The organism is Microcystis sp. 0824 (assembly GCF_003112475.1).
Classification (GTDB): Bacteria; Cyanobacteriota; Cyanobacteriia; order Cyanobacteriales; family Microcystaceae; genus Microcystis; species Microcystis aeruginosa_C.
In genome coordinates, this window is the sequence record NZ_BDSM01000047.1 from 1 (window position 1) to 17793 (window position 17793).

The following is a 17793-nucleotide window of genomic DNA, read 5'->3' on the forward strand; positions in this document are numbered from 1 at the left end:
ATCGCCGTTACTCTCACCTTTGTATCAATTGTAAATAATTGTTACAAAGTGTATTGACCTTGAGTCCCCTTGCCTAGTTTGGTATCGGGTGATACTAAACGTCGGGACATATAAACAGTTATAAGGTTGGTCTGGGTTGACCTCTTAGATTCAGTCGGGGGACTGAAGACCTTACTAGGCGGTTATTTCAGGCATTTCAGCCCTATTTCATGCCTAAACGTTTCGCACTGATAGTACAATTATAGTCATTTTAATTAAGATTGAGAATATCAATCCCAGAGTTCATAAGGGTTTTGTCGGTCTAGACTGTATCAGACTTATCTGAAATGACTATAACTTCCTATCGAACTTTAAAAACTCGCTCCCATATCCCCACTCCCCTATACTTTTTAAACAGGATTTACTATCATTTTTATTATTCAGGAACCGTCCACCAAGCGAGAGCAAAAGCTTGTTCAATATCGTTAACTTGTTGACGATATTGAACCCGAATTTTATACTTTCCAGAGATGGGTACAGGACAAAAAATATGCTCTAAACTATCACTATCACTCAGGGAAGCACAGGTGTATTTAACATTATTATCCTCTTGGACAGGTAAAAGATAAACATCTAAATTATTCAGTCCGAGATCCTGGAAACTTTCATCGAGATCATAGAGATTATTGCCATTAGTATCGATTAGTTCTACCAAACGATCCCAAGCTAAAGTTATCGAAACAAAACTATTAGCTTTTAAGGGCTTCTCTAGGGCATAATCTTGATAACTATTAGCGGTAACTGTACCGTAATCCCAACCAATGGCAGGAATAGATTCTGCGGCAGACCATTGACCATTACTAAACTGTTGGTAGGCGCGAAAAGTGTTAAGATGTCCCGTACCCATCTGCATATCTAAAGGAATTTTCGGGTCTTTATAAGCATCGGACTCTAACCAAGTTTTTTGGTCCTTAGTTAAGACTGTCCGTCTCATACCTAACCGTAACCCATCCCCCGTATCTTTAATTTTATCGGCAGCATTAAGCATTACTGCCTTCATCACTTGATGATGACGAGAATCGAGACTCCAATGGGGATTTTTTTGATTAATTTGTTGATCGCCGTATTCTTGTAAAAGTGCCACGGATGCCGTAATATGAGGTGCGGCGAAACTGGTGCCACTAACGGTATTTAATTTACCTTTGAGGTCATAAAGCTCTATTTTATTGCCGGGGGCAACTAAATTAATTGACCGTCGCGAACCATCATTAATTTCCCGTTTAATTAAACTGCGGCCAATACCCACCGGCAAAGCACTAATATTAGCAAAATCAACTTTAGTAAATTTTCCTTCTCTTTTGGCTGTATAAGCGGTAGTAATGCCGTTAAAATGATCGGTGGGAATGGGAATTCCTCCCTTACCTTGATTACCGGCAATTACATAAAGAACATCATCAACTCGCGATGACCAATCAACACATTGAGTTAATAAAGCTTGACCATCTAATTTTGGTTCCTGTCGTTGATCTCTTTGCAAAGATTCCCCAAAACTAAAGTTAATTGCTCGCACATCACCGCTATTTTGTCGGGCAATATTTTGACTGGTAAGACATTCTTCCGGTTGTCCGCCGCGTCGCAAAGAACCCACCGCCCCCGAATATAATCTCGCTTTTGGGGCCACTCCGGGGATTTTTTTATCATCACTTACCATCACCGTTGCCACCATAGCGGCGTGATTATCGAGATAGGTGTTGGGTTTGGCAATTTGATCGCGAAAAAAAACACCAGCTAATTTATAGGGAGGCTGCCAAGCTGCCACTTTATCATAACCGAACTGAGCCGGTCGGCCGATTTCCACTTGACCGATGGCAATTTTTCGCCCTAATAAATTATAGGGTTCCCCCCGCAGGCGATCGGCATAAATTCCCTGTTCACCGATGGAATTAGAAAGAACTAGGGAAGGAAGCAGAATTATCGTTACTACTAACCCGACGACAAACCAAAACCCTCTTTTCATCATCAGCAATCCTGCGGCGGTAAGGTGACACCAATCCATTTTAAGACAGAAATCTCAGGAGTGAATCTCACATTTGCAGAAATACCGACAATCAGCAATTATTAGTAACTCTTAAATTATTACAGATATATCAGCAGCTGGCTGTAAGCATCCCACCGAAAAGCTAATGCGCTCCGGGGTTTGGGGGCGGCACTTCGACACGCTCAGTGACCGCGCCACGCCCCCAACGGGGGGTTTGGGGGGTAGAACCCCCCAAAAGCTTGGATTGAGTGATAAAATCGAAAGTAATGCCCGACTTTAGCAGAGAGTTTCCCGTTAAAAATCCCAACTTAGTAGATTTACAAAAATGAGATGCACCCAATCTCAGAAAATACCGAAATCTCTTTTTTTTGCTAGGTGGGATGGTAATAAAAAGCCACGGACAAAATTAAATAGGTGGCTAGTAATAGGGTTCCATCTAACCAATTGGAACGACCAGTAAAGCTGATTAAATTAGTGACAACCACCGCTACAATTAAAGCCACCACGTTAAAGGGATTAAAATTTAAATCCATCGGTTGCTGCCAAAATTGACCGATAAAAACTAATAAAGGTGCCACGAATAAAGCCACCAATAAACTATCCCCCATAGCCACGGAAACCGTTAAATCCATCTGATTTTTTAGGGCTAATTGAGTGACGGTAACTATTCCAGAAACATCGCTAATTAAAGGAATAAAAATCACCCCGATAAAGAGAGGAGTGAGATTAAATCCTTCCATAACCGATTCCACTACATTAACAAATAAATCTGACTCATAGGCTACAGCTACGGTGGAAGTAAGCAGCACAAGTAACCAAATCCAGACTTGAGCTTTTTCTTCCTCACTAACCTGATTGTCGGGGGTATTTTCGTTACTTAATCCCACTTCGTAGAGATAGCTATGGGTTTTGAGGGAAAATAATAAAGTTAACCCGTAAACTATTAATAAAACCGTAGCGGTGACTAGGGAAAGACTGAGAATATCGGCAACTTCCACCACGTTAGAAGTATATATTACCAAAGTTGGTAAAGCGATCGCTATTACTGCTAAAGTCATGGAAGAACCATTTACCCGCGCTAAAATCGGTTTAAATTCTTGCTCTTTGTAGCGAATTCCTCCCGTGAGCATTCCCATGCCCATAAATAATAATAAATCGCTGAGAATACTACCGGTAATACTGGCTTGTACGATATCCACCAAGCCTTTTTTTAAGGCAATTAAGGCAATAACTAAAGTGGTAGTATTACCGAAGATAGCATTAACTAATCCTCCCAAAGTTGGCCCGGTGACTACGGCAACCCTTTCCACAGCCGTACTTAACCAAATTGACAGGGGAATGATCGATAAAGCGGCAGTGATAAAAATAGCTTGATCTCCCCAATTAAGACGACTAGCGACCACCGATAGGGGAATAAATAATAGGAAAGCAAAGGAGACAATTTTTCTTAAATTCATGGGTTATTAATGGCGATTTCTCCCACCATTCCCGCTTCGGCATGACCCGGAATAGTACAGATTAATTTATACTTACCAGTTTTGAGAGGAACTATGACCCATTCTGCCTGTGCATTAGGTTTTAATTCTAGTTCGTGAATCGCCCCTTTAATCTCCACTTTTCCCGCTTCAACTTTCTGAGTCCAACTAGCATCAGCGAAGTCTTTAGCGGTAAAATAATGTTTAGTGGGACTGGGATTATCGAGGATTAATTTGTATTTTTGTCCGGCAATAAAGTCTAATTGACTAGGAAAGAATTTTAATTCTCCTTGCCGGGAGCCTAGACTAATTTTAACTTCTAGAGGGGCAGCCCCGGCAAAGGCCGGAAAAGTTACTAACCAACAACTAATTAAAACTATTACTACTGCCACAAATTTTTGATAGATATCCTGGCCAGCGAAGTAGGGACTAGAATTCATTTTGCTCCTCCAGCTTATAATAGAGAAAATCCGGCGGCTTTGACGATAATTTTAGAACAAGTGGTGATTCTTACTGGCTGTCTTCCCTTCCATTCCCTAAAAGTCCCTTGGCCACTGTTCAAACCTCGGGACTTCTAGCCACTGTCAGTTAAATCGACAAAATTAATCTAAGCTATCGGGAGAATGGGGATAAAGTTGTTCTGCTTCCGGACAATCTTCCGAGACATTAATATCAGGATTCGTCCGCGACACCGATGCCAGTTTTCTGCTCACCGCACCGATACTTTCTAAACGCACCATTTCTTCCCAAGAACTAATTTCGTCTTCTTCTTCTGTTTGGTAGCGAATGGTGACGAGATCGCTTTCTAGATCGACAATACGAGCATTATCAATCCATCTTTGCTGATCGCGCAAGAAAATGCAGACTTCCTGACCATCCATAAATTGATAAATCTTGCGGTGTAACATAAATTGCTCCTAAACAGCTTCTTTTGTTGAATTCAATTAACGGGAAGTGACAAAATGCCAATCTTAGCAATAGCTCAAAAATTCCCGTGGATAACACAAAAGGGATAAAAATTCCGCTAGTAGTGGCAAGAATGGGTAAGAAAAGTCAGGTTTCCGGTTTGGGGCTACGTTCTTTAAAGACATCGATTCGATTAATAGACGGCCTCGGCGATCACTAAAAAATCGCCCTTATAGAGTCATTGTTACATAAATTTTCACTTCCTAACAGTATCTGTGGATGGAATGGGGTGATGGGGGAATTTCACCCAAAACCCTAAAACCCTAAAACCCAACACCTAACCCCGATGCTGATTTAAGTAGCTGGTTATAATTAAATTAAAAATGGATTTTGCCTTTAATCCCCCCTGCCCCCCTTGATCAGGGGGGTGCCGATAGGCGGGGGGATCTGACAACTTTTAACGCCTACCTACTTAAAATAGCCATCATCTTTTCGGCCACCGCTGCTGTTTGTTCGAGCATGGCAAAATGACCACAACCGGATAACTCAATCACGTTGCCGCCAGTTTCAAACAAGGGATGAAAACTGGCCAGATGGTTAACGTACTTAACTTCCATAATCGTATCCTCTTTCCCCGCCAGAAAATAGACCGGTTGCGGGAGACGGGAGACAATCTGGGGTAAAAGATGAACTTCGCTGATAGTGGTGGTTTCCAAAAGTGATCCTAGGGCTGCTTGGTAATCGGCCCGGACAAAATCAATCACTCGCTGTTTGCCCCATTTTTTACTTAGGGTTTGCTTGACCATCATCCGCGAGAATAAAACATCAATCAAGGGAACACGGGGCAACCAAGGCGGTCTTCTCTGTAAAATCTGTCTTCCGGCTTCCCGAAATCGCTCAAATTCCTCCTTTAGATAGATGCCGCCGCCGGCATTCATACAGATTACCCCTTTAATGCGTTCAGGACAGATATCCGCGGCCCACAAAGCCACACTGCCACCGAGGGAATGACCGACTAACCAAGCAGCATCGAGGTTTAAGCGGTTAAGAAGGGTGATAACGTCTTGGGAGTAGGATTCAAGATTATAACTGCTAGGAGGACTGTTAGAGGTGATTTTTTGGGAGTCGCCAAAGCCCCGGAGATCGTAAACTAGACAGGGATAATCTGGGGAGAGAATATCTACCAAAGGCTGCCAGTAGTGACGACTCAGCAGCCAACCGTGTATAAAGACTAAAACCGGTTTATCCGCTCGGGGCGAAAATAACTCGTAACTGTGGGATACTCCCGATATGTCGATGGTAGGCATATAATCAATCTCAACCTAAATTAAACCGTTGATAGGGGTTACTAGGAAAACTTCTAGGGAAAAATAACTGTATTTAGCCTTGTTTATAGAGCAGAATCAGGGAAGCTTAGGATATTCCCCCTATAGCTGATGACTAACCGCTATAGACAATTTCAAAAGCTTCTACTTAAAGTATAAAACACTGGAGATACCTCTCTAAAATAGGATAAAAACCCTAGACCAGGATTCATCTATGAAATGCGATCGCTTTTTGACTCTTTCCCTCGTGTTAAGTCTGGGATTAGTTTTTCCCCCTTCTTTACCCGCTCAAACCCCCCCCGCTACCACCTTTCACCCGGGTCCTTGGCAACCTGTTGCTAGGGTGAATATGAGTCGTCCCGTGGAGATCAAAATTATCAATCAAACCGATATTGACCTCAATTATGACCTATCGGCCAATATTGATTCCTCTCCCCAATTATTATCTCCTGGTACGGAGACAACCCTAAGAGGTTTGGTAATTCCAGCATATATTCTGATTAATCGAGCTAATGCCGCCGCGGATCGCTATTCTTCTAGTTTAATCTATGCCGTAGAAGTCAATCAGGATAATTTAGTCACGATTACTGTCACCAAAGTTCCGGGGAGTGCCCCCGGTTATACCACCTTTAACATCAATCAACAGGGTGCTATTTATATTTACTAGCTCCAGCTTAGGGCGATCAGACCACAATTATATTATCGCGATCGAGATTTATTTGAGATTGATCGACAATTGTAACTTTTTAGTCAATTAACGGTAATTTCCGCCCCACGGAGGTTAAGTTAATAGGGGTCTAACTCCCAAATTAGCCTACAAAAGATTAAAAAATCTCCTACAAACCTGGCGAGGACAAGCATGAATACAATCACTAATTTTTTAGCTAGTGCTATTGTCGGTGGTTGGATTATGACTATGGCAGTTTTTGCCATCCAAAATATCCAACCAGTTTCTTTAAAGTTTCTACAATTTGAGTCAATTAAACTACCCATCGGCATTTTATTGGCTTTTTCTTTGGCAATGGGATTTTTTATCGCCGCAGTTATTCCCGCTTTTTTGCGAAAGTCGAAAAAATCTCCTCGCAGTCGCTTTTCTCCCCCAGAATCGGGGTTAGACGAGTTTGATTTTTAAATAGGACTGTCTGAATAATAGCAAATCCGTTTTTAATAGTCTGGTTAACTCCCAAGCGAACTTTAAAAACCCACTTCCCACTTCCCACAGCCTAGGGTTATAAAGGGAAGATTTGAGCGAAATTTTCAGAAATAGTTTTAGCTTTCAATTCACTGACGAAATTTTTACGAGGAGCTGCCGTCGCTCCGAATACAGTAACTATTTGGTAATCTCCTAAATCAGCAATCCACACAGGAGAAGGTTTAGCTCCACCACTGACTTTACCACAGAGATTACCATCATATTCTCTTTGACCATTTTTACTGGTAATTTTCAAAGTATCACTGTGAAGAATCGCTAAAGCATGGGGTTTACCTCTTTGTTCATTTCCTGCACAGACAAAAATTTGACAGTTACTATCGGCCGCATCAATCCATTGATTTTGTGAAACTTGATCTACTGTTCTGAGATTATTAGTATTGATATTGGTTTCACTAATGTTATCCAAAATACAATAAAAATCTCGCAATCTTTGCTGAAATTGTTGTTTAAACCCCTGCAGATCATTGGGAATTGCCCAAAAAACTTCTTCACTGTCAATATACAATGTCGAACCACGAAACCAGGGGGCGTGTTCACGACTTTTGCGAGAATAACTAGGTCGTCTTGCACCTTGACCAATACCACCCATATCAGCTAAAAACCAAGTCAAATGTTTAGCTAATTTTTTGACAGCTTCTTCTTTATCTTTTGGGGTTTCAGAAGATAAAGATAAGACTAAAGTTCCCTGTTGTTCACCACAAGGATCATTTTTACCCTGAGCATTGGTTCGAGGTTCTTTTTGGGTAACTTTACCATCAAGAATATTCACTTGTAGATAACCGTATTTTTTAGGATTAATACCGCCAAATAATTCAGCTTCAATGTTTTGAACTTCGTTAATAGGTAAAACTCCAGATGCCAAAACACGAAACCAGTATCGCAGCATCGATTTAAAGGCTGTCGGACGAACTTCTGCGACGGGTGCGCTCCGCATTTGCCATTCATTGCGTCGGTGATTCCATTGCCATTGGGTGAATCGTTGATAACCATGAATTAATTGACCTTCTAGCTCGAAATCCAAGCGATAAAACCCCGAATCGTGGCTATTTTTATTATTATCAGGATGAATATTATCATCAATTGGCTTTAATTCACCGTAACCACTATTTACCTGTGAACCTATACCAAGCTGTAAACCTTTTTTAAGCCATTGTTTTACCTGTTCCAGTATCTTTTCATCCCCACAGTTACTAGCTAAACGTAAACCAATTAAAAAAGTTGGTTCTTTGAGAGATAAAAAAGGATTAGGGTTAGGAGAATATTGCGTAGAGTCATCTTTCCATGACCAAATATTATTAGCCATGTCCATTTCTAATCCACCATTTTTAGTCGGTAAAGGATAGGCATCAAAAAAGATAACTTTACCCGTTTTATTTTTTTTCTCTTTGGCGTTTATATCACCAAAATAGGGAGCAGTTTTTTCTACAGCTTCTTTCCATTCCAGATTATTTTCCGCCATGATTTCTCGGATGGCTTGGTTTCTGGCAACACCGCGCAAGGTACTAGATGGAATATAGGGCATTCCAAGGGCATCAAAAGCAGGTAAAAGAATACTTTCTGGTCCGCGATGACCACCGACACGAATACGCCAAGTGGATTTGACTTGAAAAGTGATTCCGTCTTTCGCTAACAGTTGGGTACGCCGATTGAGTTGGTCAAGACGCTGGGTGTAGTTAGCATTTTCTTGGGCTTTTTGCAGAATTTGCACTTTGGTAGCGTCTTTGTAATCATGGTCAGCAGCACGCATCCAACGGAGATATTCGACAAAACTGGCTGATTGGTCAGGTTGAGGTTCCTTTTCGGCGTTTAACCAGGGTGAGGGTTGAGGAGGATTATTATTGCCGCCGCCACCACTGGGAGTCTTTTTGGGGGGTTGGTGGTTATTTTGCTGCTGTATAGCCGGATTTTTTAGGATGGGTTTTTGGGGGCGATTAGGGGGTGGTAAGGGGCTATGGGACATAATAATTATAATTTCCTTTCTGGTTGAATGAATGATCAAAACTGTGGTGATAATTTATCTGAGCTAGTCGCCACTTTCCACATCGGAATAGATGGCGTTAGCCCAGAAGCTAAATTCTTGGGCGATTTCCAAGCCTAAACCCGTTAGACCCAGATAATCATCGGTAGATAAATCTTTGAGAGTAGTTAATCCTTGAAAATTAGAAAGATGATTTTTTTGAGATAACTCTTCTAGGCATTGAAAATACTTGGCAACTACCTCTTTTTTTCCTTCTTGATTTAGGGCAGTTTCCTCGGCTTTTAGGCGCATCATTCCCCAAGTAGAAAGATAGGTATAAAGTTCAATAGCTTGTTTTTTTTGTTCTCTGCGGCGACTATCATCACCAGTATTTAAGTACAATTCTTGTAAGGCATTGAACACGGGCTTGCTAATCGTTCTGGGGTCGAATGTCATGGTTATTTTGGCTCCAAACGTTAAAAAATATTCCCTGACCAAAGGGCATCAAGAGAGATGGCAATATCGGTAAATGTCGGGTTCAGGTTCCGAGTTTTATAGGGTAATTAGACAGCTTCTCTTATCTGTGCTTTCCCCTCGAAACGCTGACGGATAAAGTTGGACAACCCCTTGCCACTATCTCTGTGTAAAGGGAATTATGGACTCATTTCGAGAATATTAACCTTCGGTAATTATACACGCCGATCGATTAAAATTACCCTGGCAATCATGCGGTGATAATCGACCACTGACTATTGAGCGATGGTGAGATTATCGGTCATAAATTACCTCTACAATTGTTGAACAAAACCGCGTCCTAAACTTTCCTGTCCACCTATTTGAATAATTTCATTATCTGCTAATAACCGTTTAAAATCAGCTTGTGATTGTTGTCCAGTTCCATTAGCTTGAGAGGTAATACCCCAAGGAAAATACATTAAGGTATCGGGGGGAATAGCTTCTTCATAACGAAATCCACCATCGACGGATTTATGCTCATCTAATTTAATTTTAACTTGTCGCCATAAACTCATTTGAATGAGAGTCGTGCAATGCTGATCGGGTAATACTAAGACTTTATTAATGCTACTGCTGACAGAGTTTTTGGGAATAAAACTTGTCCAAGTTGACCAGTCTTTTAGATCATTATCCTTGAGAATGGCATCCTTGAGATAGATGTTCGTGTTGGGCTTTGTAAAACTACAGCTATATTCGGGGGGAATTGTCAGACGAGGATTAGTTAATCTTGTCCAACGACGGAGAAGTAAAGGCGAAGTAATCCAGACGACACCGTGACTTAGAGAAGAGACGGGCAACCAGAGAATCGAGCCATCTCCTATCCAGATGTCTCCCTGTACCAAGTTTTCTGCATCTTGATCGATTTCATTACCGAATAACTTAAATTTTAGGGTTTCTTCGGTAGCTAAAGAACGGATTTTCCCGCGAATCGTACTGGAGGGAACATAGGGTAAAGTGGTATGGGATTCACGAGCAATACCGACTAGATTCCCTTCTTGAGTCATGCCTCCGGTGTGTAGGGGAGAAAGTAGATAAAAGTGAATTAAGTTCATGATTAATTAACCTGAGTTCAGCATAAGGAAAAGGACGGGTAGTAAGCTGAAAGTAACCTAAAATTCCGATAAGCTGTTTTGAATCTATAGCGGTAAGCGCTTGAGTGAGATACAGACCAAGCTTTGCCTAGCATGGTTTATAGCTCGTGATACTGTACCTCATACGACTGCACACCGCTATAAATTGCATATTCGATTTTTACGACCGCCGACCGCCCCCTGTCGACCGCCTGATCTCAACAAGCAATTTAAATTACGAACAGCTTAACCTGTCCTATATTTAGTTTAAAGGCTTTATTTGATCCTGTAGATGATTTCTGTCACCAGTTTCAAGGGCATTGGCCGCAGAAGTTATGGCATCATGGAGTAATCAAACGAGTAAGGGCAAAAAGTCTCTGTTTAAGTAAGATAATGACCATTTTGATTGCTTGTCATCAAAATCATTACCGCAATTTTCAGCACTTCTATCTCGATCCTGTAGGTTAACTATTCTCCTTATAGTTGATCCAAAGTAATTCTGAGTAGCCTAATTTGCGCCAGCGTTGGTGATATTCGGGACTATCGGGCTGATCTTGAAATAAGCGATCGGGTTGATTTAAATAGTATTGACTACCCGGGGGGGCGGCGAAGATTTGGGGGGCGGGAATGCTAGTATTTTCTTTTGATTGAATGCGACAACTGATCGGGATAGCTCGATCGGTTGCGACACTGACTAAATGTCCTGCTTTCTGATTACTATTAACAGTATGGGCGAGTTTCCATTCCCAGGGCCAAGGGCGACAAGTGGCTTGATTATTATCGTGAAGTCGCTCGAAAATACCGGGGGTAACGAGATAGGCGATCGCTTTCCCGTCCGCTTGAAAATTCTTCCGCGATTGTTGTTTTAATTGTTCCCATTGTTGACCTAAATCATCGCATTTTTCCAGCATAACTCGGTGTCCTTCTCCTCCTAACCTTAAAGTTGTGGGAGTGGGAATATTAACATCAATTCCGATCGCTATACTCCAACCGGGTAGCATTCGGATCGCTTTTTCCACAAAGTATCCATCGGCATCTTTTAGTCGTTTGCTTCCGGGTTGCATGGCGTTATGGGAACGAATTTCTTCTCGCCAGGGTTTATCTTCTCCTTCATGCTTTACTAGCCACTGAGAGGGATCGATCGCTCCTGTTTTTAAATAATCGAGAATAACTTCAAAAGGTAGATACTGACGATATTTACTTTCGTTCTCTTCTTCCGCTTCATTTTCTCGATTTTGGCAATTTTTGCGAGGTTTAGCCTTAGCTAAGGGGGCAGGTTTCAATCGATCCCAAAATATATGGTTTTCTGAAATTGCTAAATTATCACTCCAAGAAATAGGAATTAATGGGTCAGAATTGGCGAATCCTAAAGGACGGGGTAGATATAAAGTATCTCCGGCAAAAGATAGGAATGGACCGGTGATTTTAAAATAGCTATTTTTAGAGCGATTTAGTAAAGCGCTTAAAGCACCTGCGATCGTGTAACTGTTGGGGGGAAATGTACTTCCCGCCCAGGCTGTTTCCTTGGAGCTAAAGGGTTTCGCATCGCGGAGGAGAAGGACATCTAGGGGAGTGATTGTGTACCAATACATGAAAGGGAACCTCCGATCTTAATCTCTCTTTTTCGAGTCATAAAAGCTGCTAATTTCATCCAGCTATCCACGGCTTCCTTAAGATTGTTGGCCTCATTTTCCGTGGTTAACCAAAGATGCTTGAGAAAGTTGCTTAGGTCTTTTTGAAAATCTTCTCTGTTGTCTGTTGTTAGATTTTCCTGACGGCTAGAGAAGGCCTTGACCCAAACCTTGATCGCTTCTATCATCGGTGCGGGATGCTGTTGCCAAAGGCCGGCCACTGCCTCGAATAAACTGGCATCGGAATTACTGGCCAGAAGTTTTTGCCAGAGAGGGAAAACATCAAACTTAGCCGTAGATTCGAGGACGTTACCGTTGCCGTAGAGAACGCGCACTTGTACAGCGTCCTTTTTGACTTTTTTGCCCTCAAAGTCTTTATAGGCGTGTTCTTTGGCTTTTTTCTCAGCTTCCCAGAGATTTTCTAGGGCGATAGCAAGGGGTACGGAATGATGAGCGATGACCATACCGAAACTGATAGTCGCCTGCTTTCCCATGGTAAATAGGGGACGTTTGGCGAGATTTTCGGCAGGTTTTTCGCCTTTCCATTGCCAATAGTCACCGGCGTTATCAAATTCCCCATGGGGGTCTTCATCTCCCTTAAAACATTGCCGGATATCCCATAACCATTTGTCCCATTCCCAGAGATTAGTATAGGCGAGAACATCATCACCGCCACCATAGATTAAGCGTCCTGCATAACGCTGTTCGGTGAGGTAGGGAACGAGTTGATTAGAGAAGTCTAAAAGGGCGCGACTGAGGGCATGATGAGTAGATGGTCCGATGCGTTTATCGAGGGTGACAAAATCACCAAAAGCTTTTTGAACTTCTTTTGCTAGGGTATTGGTTTCGGTCGGGGGATGATCGGCGTATTGATGAAGTGACGTAGGGATATATTCTCGATAGGGTTTCATTTTTTGGCCTTTTAACCATTCCCCCATTCCGTCACCATCTCCTGCGGCGATAACATACCAATCAGCCGGGTTATTGTTGGGATAGTTTTGGTCAATTAATTGGCTTAATTGATGGCGATAATTAGCCATTTCTTCATCGGTAATCTCCAGTTCTTCTACTAACCATCCCGCATTAAGAAATCGAGGGTGATAACGTTTATATTCCGGTTGGATGTGGTCGTCAATGTAGGGGATTCCCCAGGGTTGGGTAAGTGCCGGGGGAATCTTTTTACCGTCTTCTCTTAACCTACGCGAGATGGTGCCACAAGCGTGATTAAAATGGTCGATATCACCGCCTGTTTTGAGATAACCGGCGACTCCCACGGTAAAATCGGGATAAGCGGCATCTAGACGCTCTTGGTCGCTATTTTTTAAGAGTTTTGGCAGGATTAGGTGTAATCCGCGTTTAACGGTTTCGGTGGCGTTGAGTTGTTCGATACCATCGAATAATCCCGCATTTCGTTGCCAATATTTTTGTGTTTGACCTTCAGTTATCCAATCATTGTTACCATCGGGATGGACGACGGGGCCGAGTCCAGAAATGGTGGAACGGGGACCGAAAGCGGTGGGAATCTGCCAATCGCGGGCATTTTTGACGGCAGCAAGGGCAGAAAGGTTTTGCTCGACAGCGCTACTCCACCAAGAACCAACATTTGAACTAAAAGGAGGTCTTTTCCAATTCTGATGAGCTAATTCTCCGGCTTTTTGCAGAAATTCCCGCTCTTTTTCTAAAAATAGAGCTTTTTTATCGTAGAGATTATAAAGTTCGTTTTGTTTATCTCGCCAGCTTTGCGCTTTTTCTGGTTCTTCGGCTTTATTTTCGTCGATATTTTCGTTTTCTTGGTAAATTTCGCCACTGGTGAGGGGTTGGTCTTCTCTACCGATGGGAACCCCCACATAATAGGTTTGCCATTGGGCATTTAACCAACTGTCCCAGGTACGACTATTTTCTTTTAATTGAAGTTTCTCAAAAACTTGCTGACTAATTTCTTTCCATTCTTTTGATAGGCTAGATTTAGCGGTTTGCATGGCCGCCGCGACTTTATCTTTGGGCAAGACTAAGATGATAATGTGGGGAAATCCAGCGGTTAGTAATTGTTGATCCCCCGGTGGGTCGATCCAGGAGCTAAAATCGGGATATTTCTCTAATAACCATCGATCGATTAAGGGTTGTGCGTAGAGAGAGGGATAGATTAAACTATCGGGTCCGTATTGTTGGGCGAGTTGCCAGCAGACTTTAGCGGATAAATAGTGCAGAATCCAAGAACCTGCCCAAAAATCGCCCATTTTGCGGCTGGCTTTGATTAGTTCTTGCACAGGGGAAAAGGTGAAACTAACGAGATAAGGGTGGGATAATTGTTTTCCTGTCGGCCATTTATTGACCACATCCTCACTGGTGAGATCATATCCCGCTAGGGACCCGGCGATGGCCGCCGTTACACTGGCATGACTCCAGATCGATCCGTCCGGTATTCTGGTTTCGGCGGGCATTAGGAGCAGATTTTCGTCATCGAGTAATTTCGTCGCCGCTTCGGGAAGACAGCGCCATAACCACCAAAATAGTTCTTTAGCTTCGTTTTCTGAGATTCCTGTGCGTAGTCTGGCGGGAATCTGGTTAAATAGTCGTTTTTCCTGTTTTTTTAAGTAATCGGTGCGGTTAGAAGCGATTTTCTTATGGGTTGTGTTAGCTAATTTGAGAGCCAAAGGTTCTCCGGAGAGGAGATGACGCAATTCTAGACCTGTTTGTTGATCGTAGTTAACGAATTGGTTTAAACTAGAGATCGCCGCTTGATCGCTGGCCGAGGTGATATAGTCGGCCAGTTTGATTTGTTTGAGAATTTTTTTAGTCGATTCTTCGGGGTTATGTTTTCCCCACAACTTCATTACTTCTAAATCTCTCCAAAAGCTGTCACCGCTGCGTCCTGAGTTGCTATGCAGTGCTTTCAAGACGGGATCGTGTAGTAATCCCCAGATTTTCGCTTGCCAGTATCCTAGAGCCACAAACGCCTCAACTTTTTGCTGACTGATCTTCTTTATACAATCAATATGCCCAGGAAGCCGCCAGAGATAACAAGATGTTAAAAAGATTTTTGGTAAAATGCTCCAAAAGCTTATCCTGTCTGAGTTTCTGTTGCCATAGTTTTTTTTCTATGATTATTGTCTTTGGATAGGTTTCAGTGTATAGGCTAAGACGCATCTTAACTGCCTATCCTTAGATTAGCTGAATCTCCCCTAATCCCTTTACTTTTGCTTCTTGCCCCTTGACTCTTGCCTCATCTCAATAAGCAATTTAAATGCGCGGGCAGCTGACAAACTCGTTATCCAGTAGAATCCCTCGATATACCACAGGCTGGAGATTTTGGCGGTTTATCTGGCTGATTTAGAACCATATATAGGGTTTGCGGCAAAAAGTTTTTCGTGGGGGTAGGAGTCGGTCGCCGGTCGTCAGTAGCCTGTCGTTTCAGGCTTTGTTGCCCTCTTTTTTGTACCAGCTTATGTACTAAAAAAAGGATAATGCAAGGTTTTTGGCTCTTCTGGTTTCTGTGTGAAAATGAGGTCTATACTGATAGTTTATTTAACAAAATAGTCCTAAAAGTCTTTCCCAGTAAACATTTCACGATTTCATAAGCAAAAATTATCACACAAAGTCGAGAAGAGCCGGTTTTTGAAGGTCTCAATCCTATATCCGACACTCCGCACTTTAAAATGTAGTATAAAGTAGCATAAAATCATTCAAGAAAAAATAAGTAAAAATACTCAGAGAATTAGTCCCAAAAAAGTGAGACAATCAAAAAGCTCAAAAATCTATTAAAGGTACAAAAATTGTCTCCTATGTCAGAGGTAAAAATTAAAAACCTAGATCACTTAGGAATAGTAGCCGGGCTAATTGACGAAATAGGAATAGTTGAAATAATCAACTCTAAATTAGGAATCGACCCTCGAGAAAAAATTTCAGCAGGAACAGTGGTCAAAGCTATTCTAATCAATGGATTAGGATTTGTTTCAAGACCTTTATACTTATTTAGTCAATTTTTTTAAGATAAAGGAATCGAAGAATTATTGGGAGAAGAAATAAAAACCGATTATATCAATGATGATAAAATTGGGAGAGTCATGGATGAATTATACAAACATGGACTGAATGATAACTTTATAGAAGTTGTCTTATCGGTCATCAAAAAATTTAAAATAGAGACAAAATATTCTCATCTAGATGCCACATCATTTCATCTATATGGAGAATATAAAAGTGAAGAAAAAAAAGAGAAAGAAGAAGAAGAGATGATCAAAGAAAGACCAATAATTATTACCAAAGGATATTCTCGTGACCATCGACCAGATTTGAAACAATGCGTCTTAGACTTAATAACAACCCAGGATGGAGACGTACCATTATTTGTGAGAGTCGGAGATGGAAATGAAGCTGATAAAGCTGTCTTTGGCAAAATCTTAGTAGAATTTAAAAAACAAATAAAATTTGACAGTATTATGGTCTGTGACAGTGCCTTATATAGTCAAGAGAATCTTCAACTAATTCAACATCTAAAATGGATAAGTAGAGTTCCCATGACGATAAAAAGAGCCAAAGAATTAGTCCAAAATTCAGAAATGGAAGAAATAGAGGCCAAGGAAAGAGAAAAAAGGGCAGAGCTAAATTTAGAAGGATATACCTGGAAAGAAGAAAAAGTGACTTATGGGGGAATTCAACAAATCTGGCTAATAGTAACCAGTGAAAAAAGACAAGTAAGTGACTTAAAAAAACTAGAAAATAACCTTAAAAAAGAAAAAGACAAAATGGAGAGAATTCTCAAGAGCTTGCAGAAAGAAGAGTTGAAAATCCCCAACAAGCCCGATATAAATTAAGAGCAACTAATCAAAAACTAAACCTCGTTAAAATCCTAGAAATTGACCTAATTGCCAGTCAATCAAAAGACCATAAAACGATTTATAAAATTAGCGGCGTAGGACAAGAAACAACTGAAGAGATAGTCAGAAGAAGAAAGGAAGCAGGCAGATTTATTTTAGCAACTAACTGAGTTGATGAAGAAGACAAATTAGACTCAGCCGAAATGGTGACAACTTATAAAAATCAACAGTCTTGTGAAAGAGGATTTAGATTTTTGAAAGATCCTTTATTTTTTGCGGATAGTTTCTTTGTTAAAAAAACGGAAAGAATCGAGACAATGTTATTCTTGATGTCTTTCTGCTTGTTAGTCTATAACCTCGGACAAAGAGAACTAAGAAATAGCTTAAAAAGAGCCAAGGCTGGAGTCAAAAATCAAGTCAGTAAATTAACGAGTCGTCCCACAATGAGATGGATATTTCAATGTTTTTAGGGCATTCATATTTTTATTGTGAATGGGGTCAAGCAAATTGTCAATTTAACTGAAGAACGCCGTTTTATTTTAAATTTTCTGCCTTCATCTTGTCAAAAATATTATCTGTCATCGTTAGTCTAAATAACAAAGCAACAAAGTTGATAACAATTGAGTAATATGCTTATAGGAGAGTCACTACTCCTCGAATTGTTGTGACTTAGTTTAACTCTTTGAGCCGAAAAAATATTTGGTATTTTATGATTTCTCCTCAACATCTGATTGGTTGAGTATTTTTTTTGATTATTCTGATTTTTTTCTTTGAAAAGACCTGTAGTTTTTTATACTTCAAAGTGAAGTGCGGAATATGGGTTCAATAGTAATAGCTTATAAAAAATCCCGCCCCAATATTTGGAC

At 41.1% G+C, this 17793-nt stretch carries 12 protein-coding genes and 1 pseudogene; 3 read left to right on the forward strand and 10 right to left on the reverse strand.

Going from position 1 to position 17793, the window contains the following annotated elements; all coding sequences use genetic code 11:
• Nucleotides 1-415: 415 nt before the first annotated feature.
• The 5 genes from N0824_RS15415 to N0824_RS15445 form a co-directional block, all read right to left on the reverse strand.
• Nucleotides 416-2035 carry a S8 family serine peptidase gene (locus N0824_RS15415; RefSeq protein WP_108937387.1) on the reverse strand — a complete coding sequence of 540 codons (1620 nt, stop codon included), beginning with the start codon at nucleotides 2033-2035 and terminating at the stop codon, nucleotides 416-418.
• A 353-nt stretch (nucleotides 2036-2388) separates the two neighbouring features.
• Entirely contained in the window at nucleotides 2389-3474 is a 1086-nt protein-coding gene (gene cax, locus N0824_RS15425) for a calcium/proton exchanger (RefSeq protein WP_046662483.1), read from the reverse strand.
• Nucleotides 3471-3932 (reverse strand): cupredoxin domain-containing protein, encoded by a 462-nt coding sequence (locus N0824_RS15430; RefSeq protein WP_108937389.1) that lies wholly within the window; start codon nucleotides 3930-3932, stop codon nucleotides 3471-3473. Before N0824_RS15430 ends, cax begins: the two co-directional genes overlap by 4 nt.
• 162 nt (nucleotides 3933-4094) lie before the next feature.
• Entirely contained in the window at nucleotides 4095-4400 is a 306-nt protein-coding gene (locus tag N0824_RS15440) for a DUF6679 family protein (protein ID WP_108937391.1), read from the reverse strand.
• A 462-nt stretch (nucleotides 4401-4862) separates the two neighbouring features.
• Nucleotides 4863-5705 (reverse strand): alpha/beta fold hydrolase, encoded by an 843-nt coding sequence (locus N0824_RS15445; protein WP_066029908.1) that lies wholly within the window; start codon nucleotides 5703-5705, stop codon nucleotides 4863-4865.
• A gap of 232 nt (nucleotides 5706-5937) precedes the next feature.
• On the opposite strand from N0824_RS15445, the gene N0824_RS15450 reads away from it, so the two are divergent.
• Nucleotides 5938-6390, forward strand: coding sequence for a hypothetical protein (locus N0824_RS15450; RefSeq protein WP_108937392.1), 453 nt, complete (start codon nucleotides 5938-5940; stop codon nucleotides 6388-6390).
• A 192-nt stretch (nucleotides 6391-6582) separates the two neighbouring features.
• Nucleotides 6583-6855 carry a lipopolysaccharide assembly protein LapA domain-containing protein gene (locus N0824_RS15455; protein ID WP_046662487.1) on the forward strand — a complete coding sequence of 91 codons (273 nt, stop codon included), beginning with the start codon at nucleotides 6583-6585 and terminating at the stop codon, nucleotides 6853-6855.
• Between the two features lie 97 nt (nucleotides 6856-6952).
• Here N0824_RS15455 and cmr6 read toward each other — a convergent pair whose 3' ends face one another.
• From cmr6 to cas10, 5 genes are all read right to left on the reverse strand, one after another.
• Nucleotides 6953-8896 (reverse strand): type III-B CRISPR module RAMP protein Cmr6, encoded by a 1944-nt coding sequence (gene cmr6, locus N0824_RS15460; RefSeq protein ID WP_108937393.1) that lies wholly within the window; start codon nucleotides 8894-8896, stop codon nucleotides 6953-6955.
• 63 nt (nucleotides 8897-8959) lie between these two features.
• Nucleotides 8960-9349: a hypothetical protein gene (locus N0824_RS15465; protein WP_108937394.1), complete on the reverse strand. Its 390-nt coding sequence runs from the start codon at nucleotides 9347-9349 to the stop codon at nucleotides 8960-8962.
• A 332-nt stretch (nucleotides 9350-9681) separates the two neighbouring features.
• Nucleotides 9682-10461 (reverse strand): type III-B CRISPR module RAMP protein Cmr4, encoded by a 780-nt coding sequence (cmr4, locus tag N0824_RS15470; protein ID WP_108937395.1) that lies wholly within the window; start codon nucleotides 10459-10461, stop codon nucleotides 9682-9684.
• Between the two features lie 482 nt (nucleotides 10462-10943).
• Nucleotides 10944-12071 carry a type III-B CRISPR module-associated Cmr3 family protein gene (locus N0824_RS15475; RefSeq protein WP_108937396.1) on the reverse strand — a complete coding sequence of 376 codons (1128 nt, stop codon included), beginning with the start codon at nucleotides 12069-12071 and terminating at the stop codon, nucleotides 10944-10946.
• Entirely contained in the window at nucleotides 12044-15061 is a 3018-nt protein-coding gene (cas10, locus tag N0824_RS15480; protein ID WP_108937397.1) for a type III-B CRISPR-associated protein Cas10/Cmr2, read from the reverse strand. The genes N0824_RS15475 and cas10 overlap by 28 nt, the downstream gene beginning before the upstream one ends.
• Before the next feature lie 831 nt (nucleotides 15062-15892).
• On the opposite strand from cas10, the pseudogene N0824_RS15490 reads away from it, so the two are divergent.
• Nucleotides 15893-17520, forward strand: a pseudogene (locus N0824_RS15490) (IS1634 family transposase).
• Nucleotides 17521-17793: the final 273 nt, after the last annotated feature.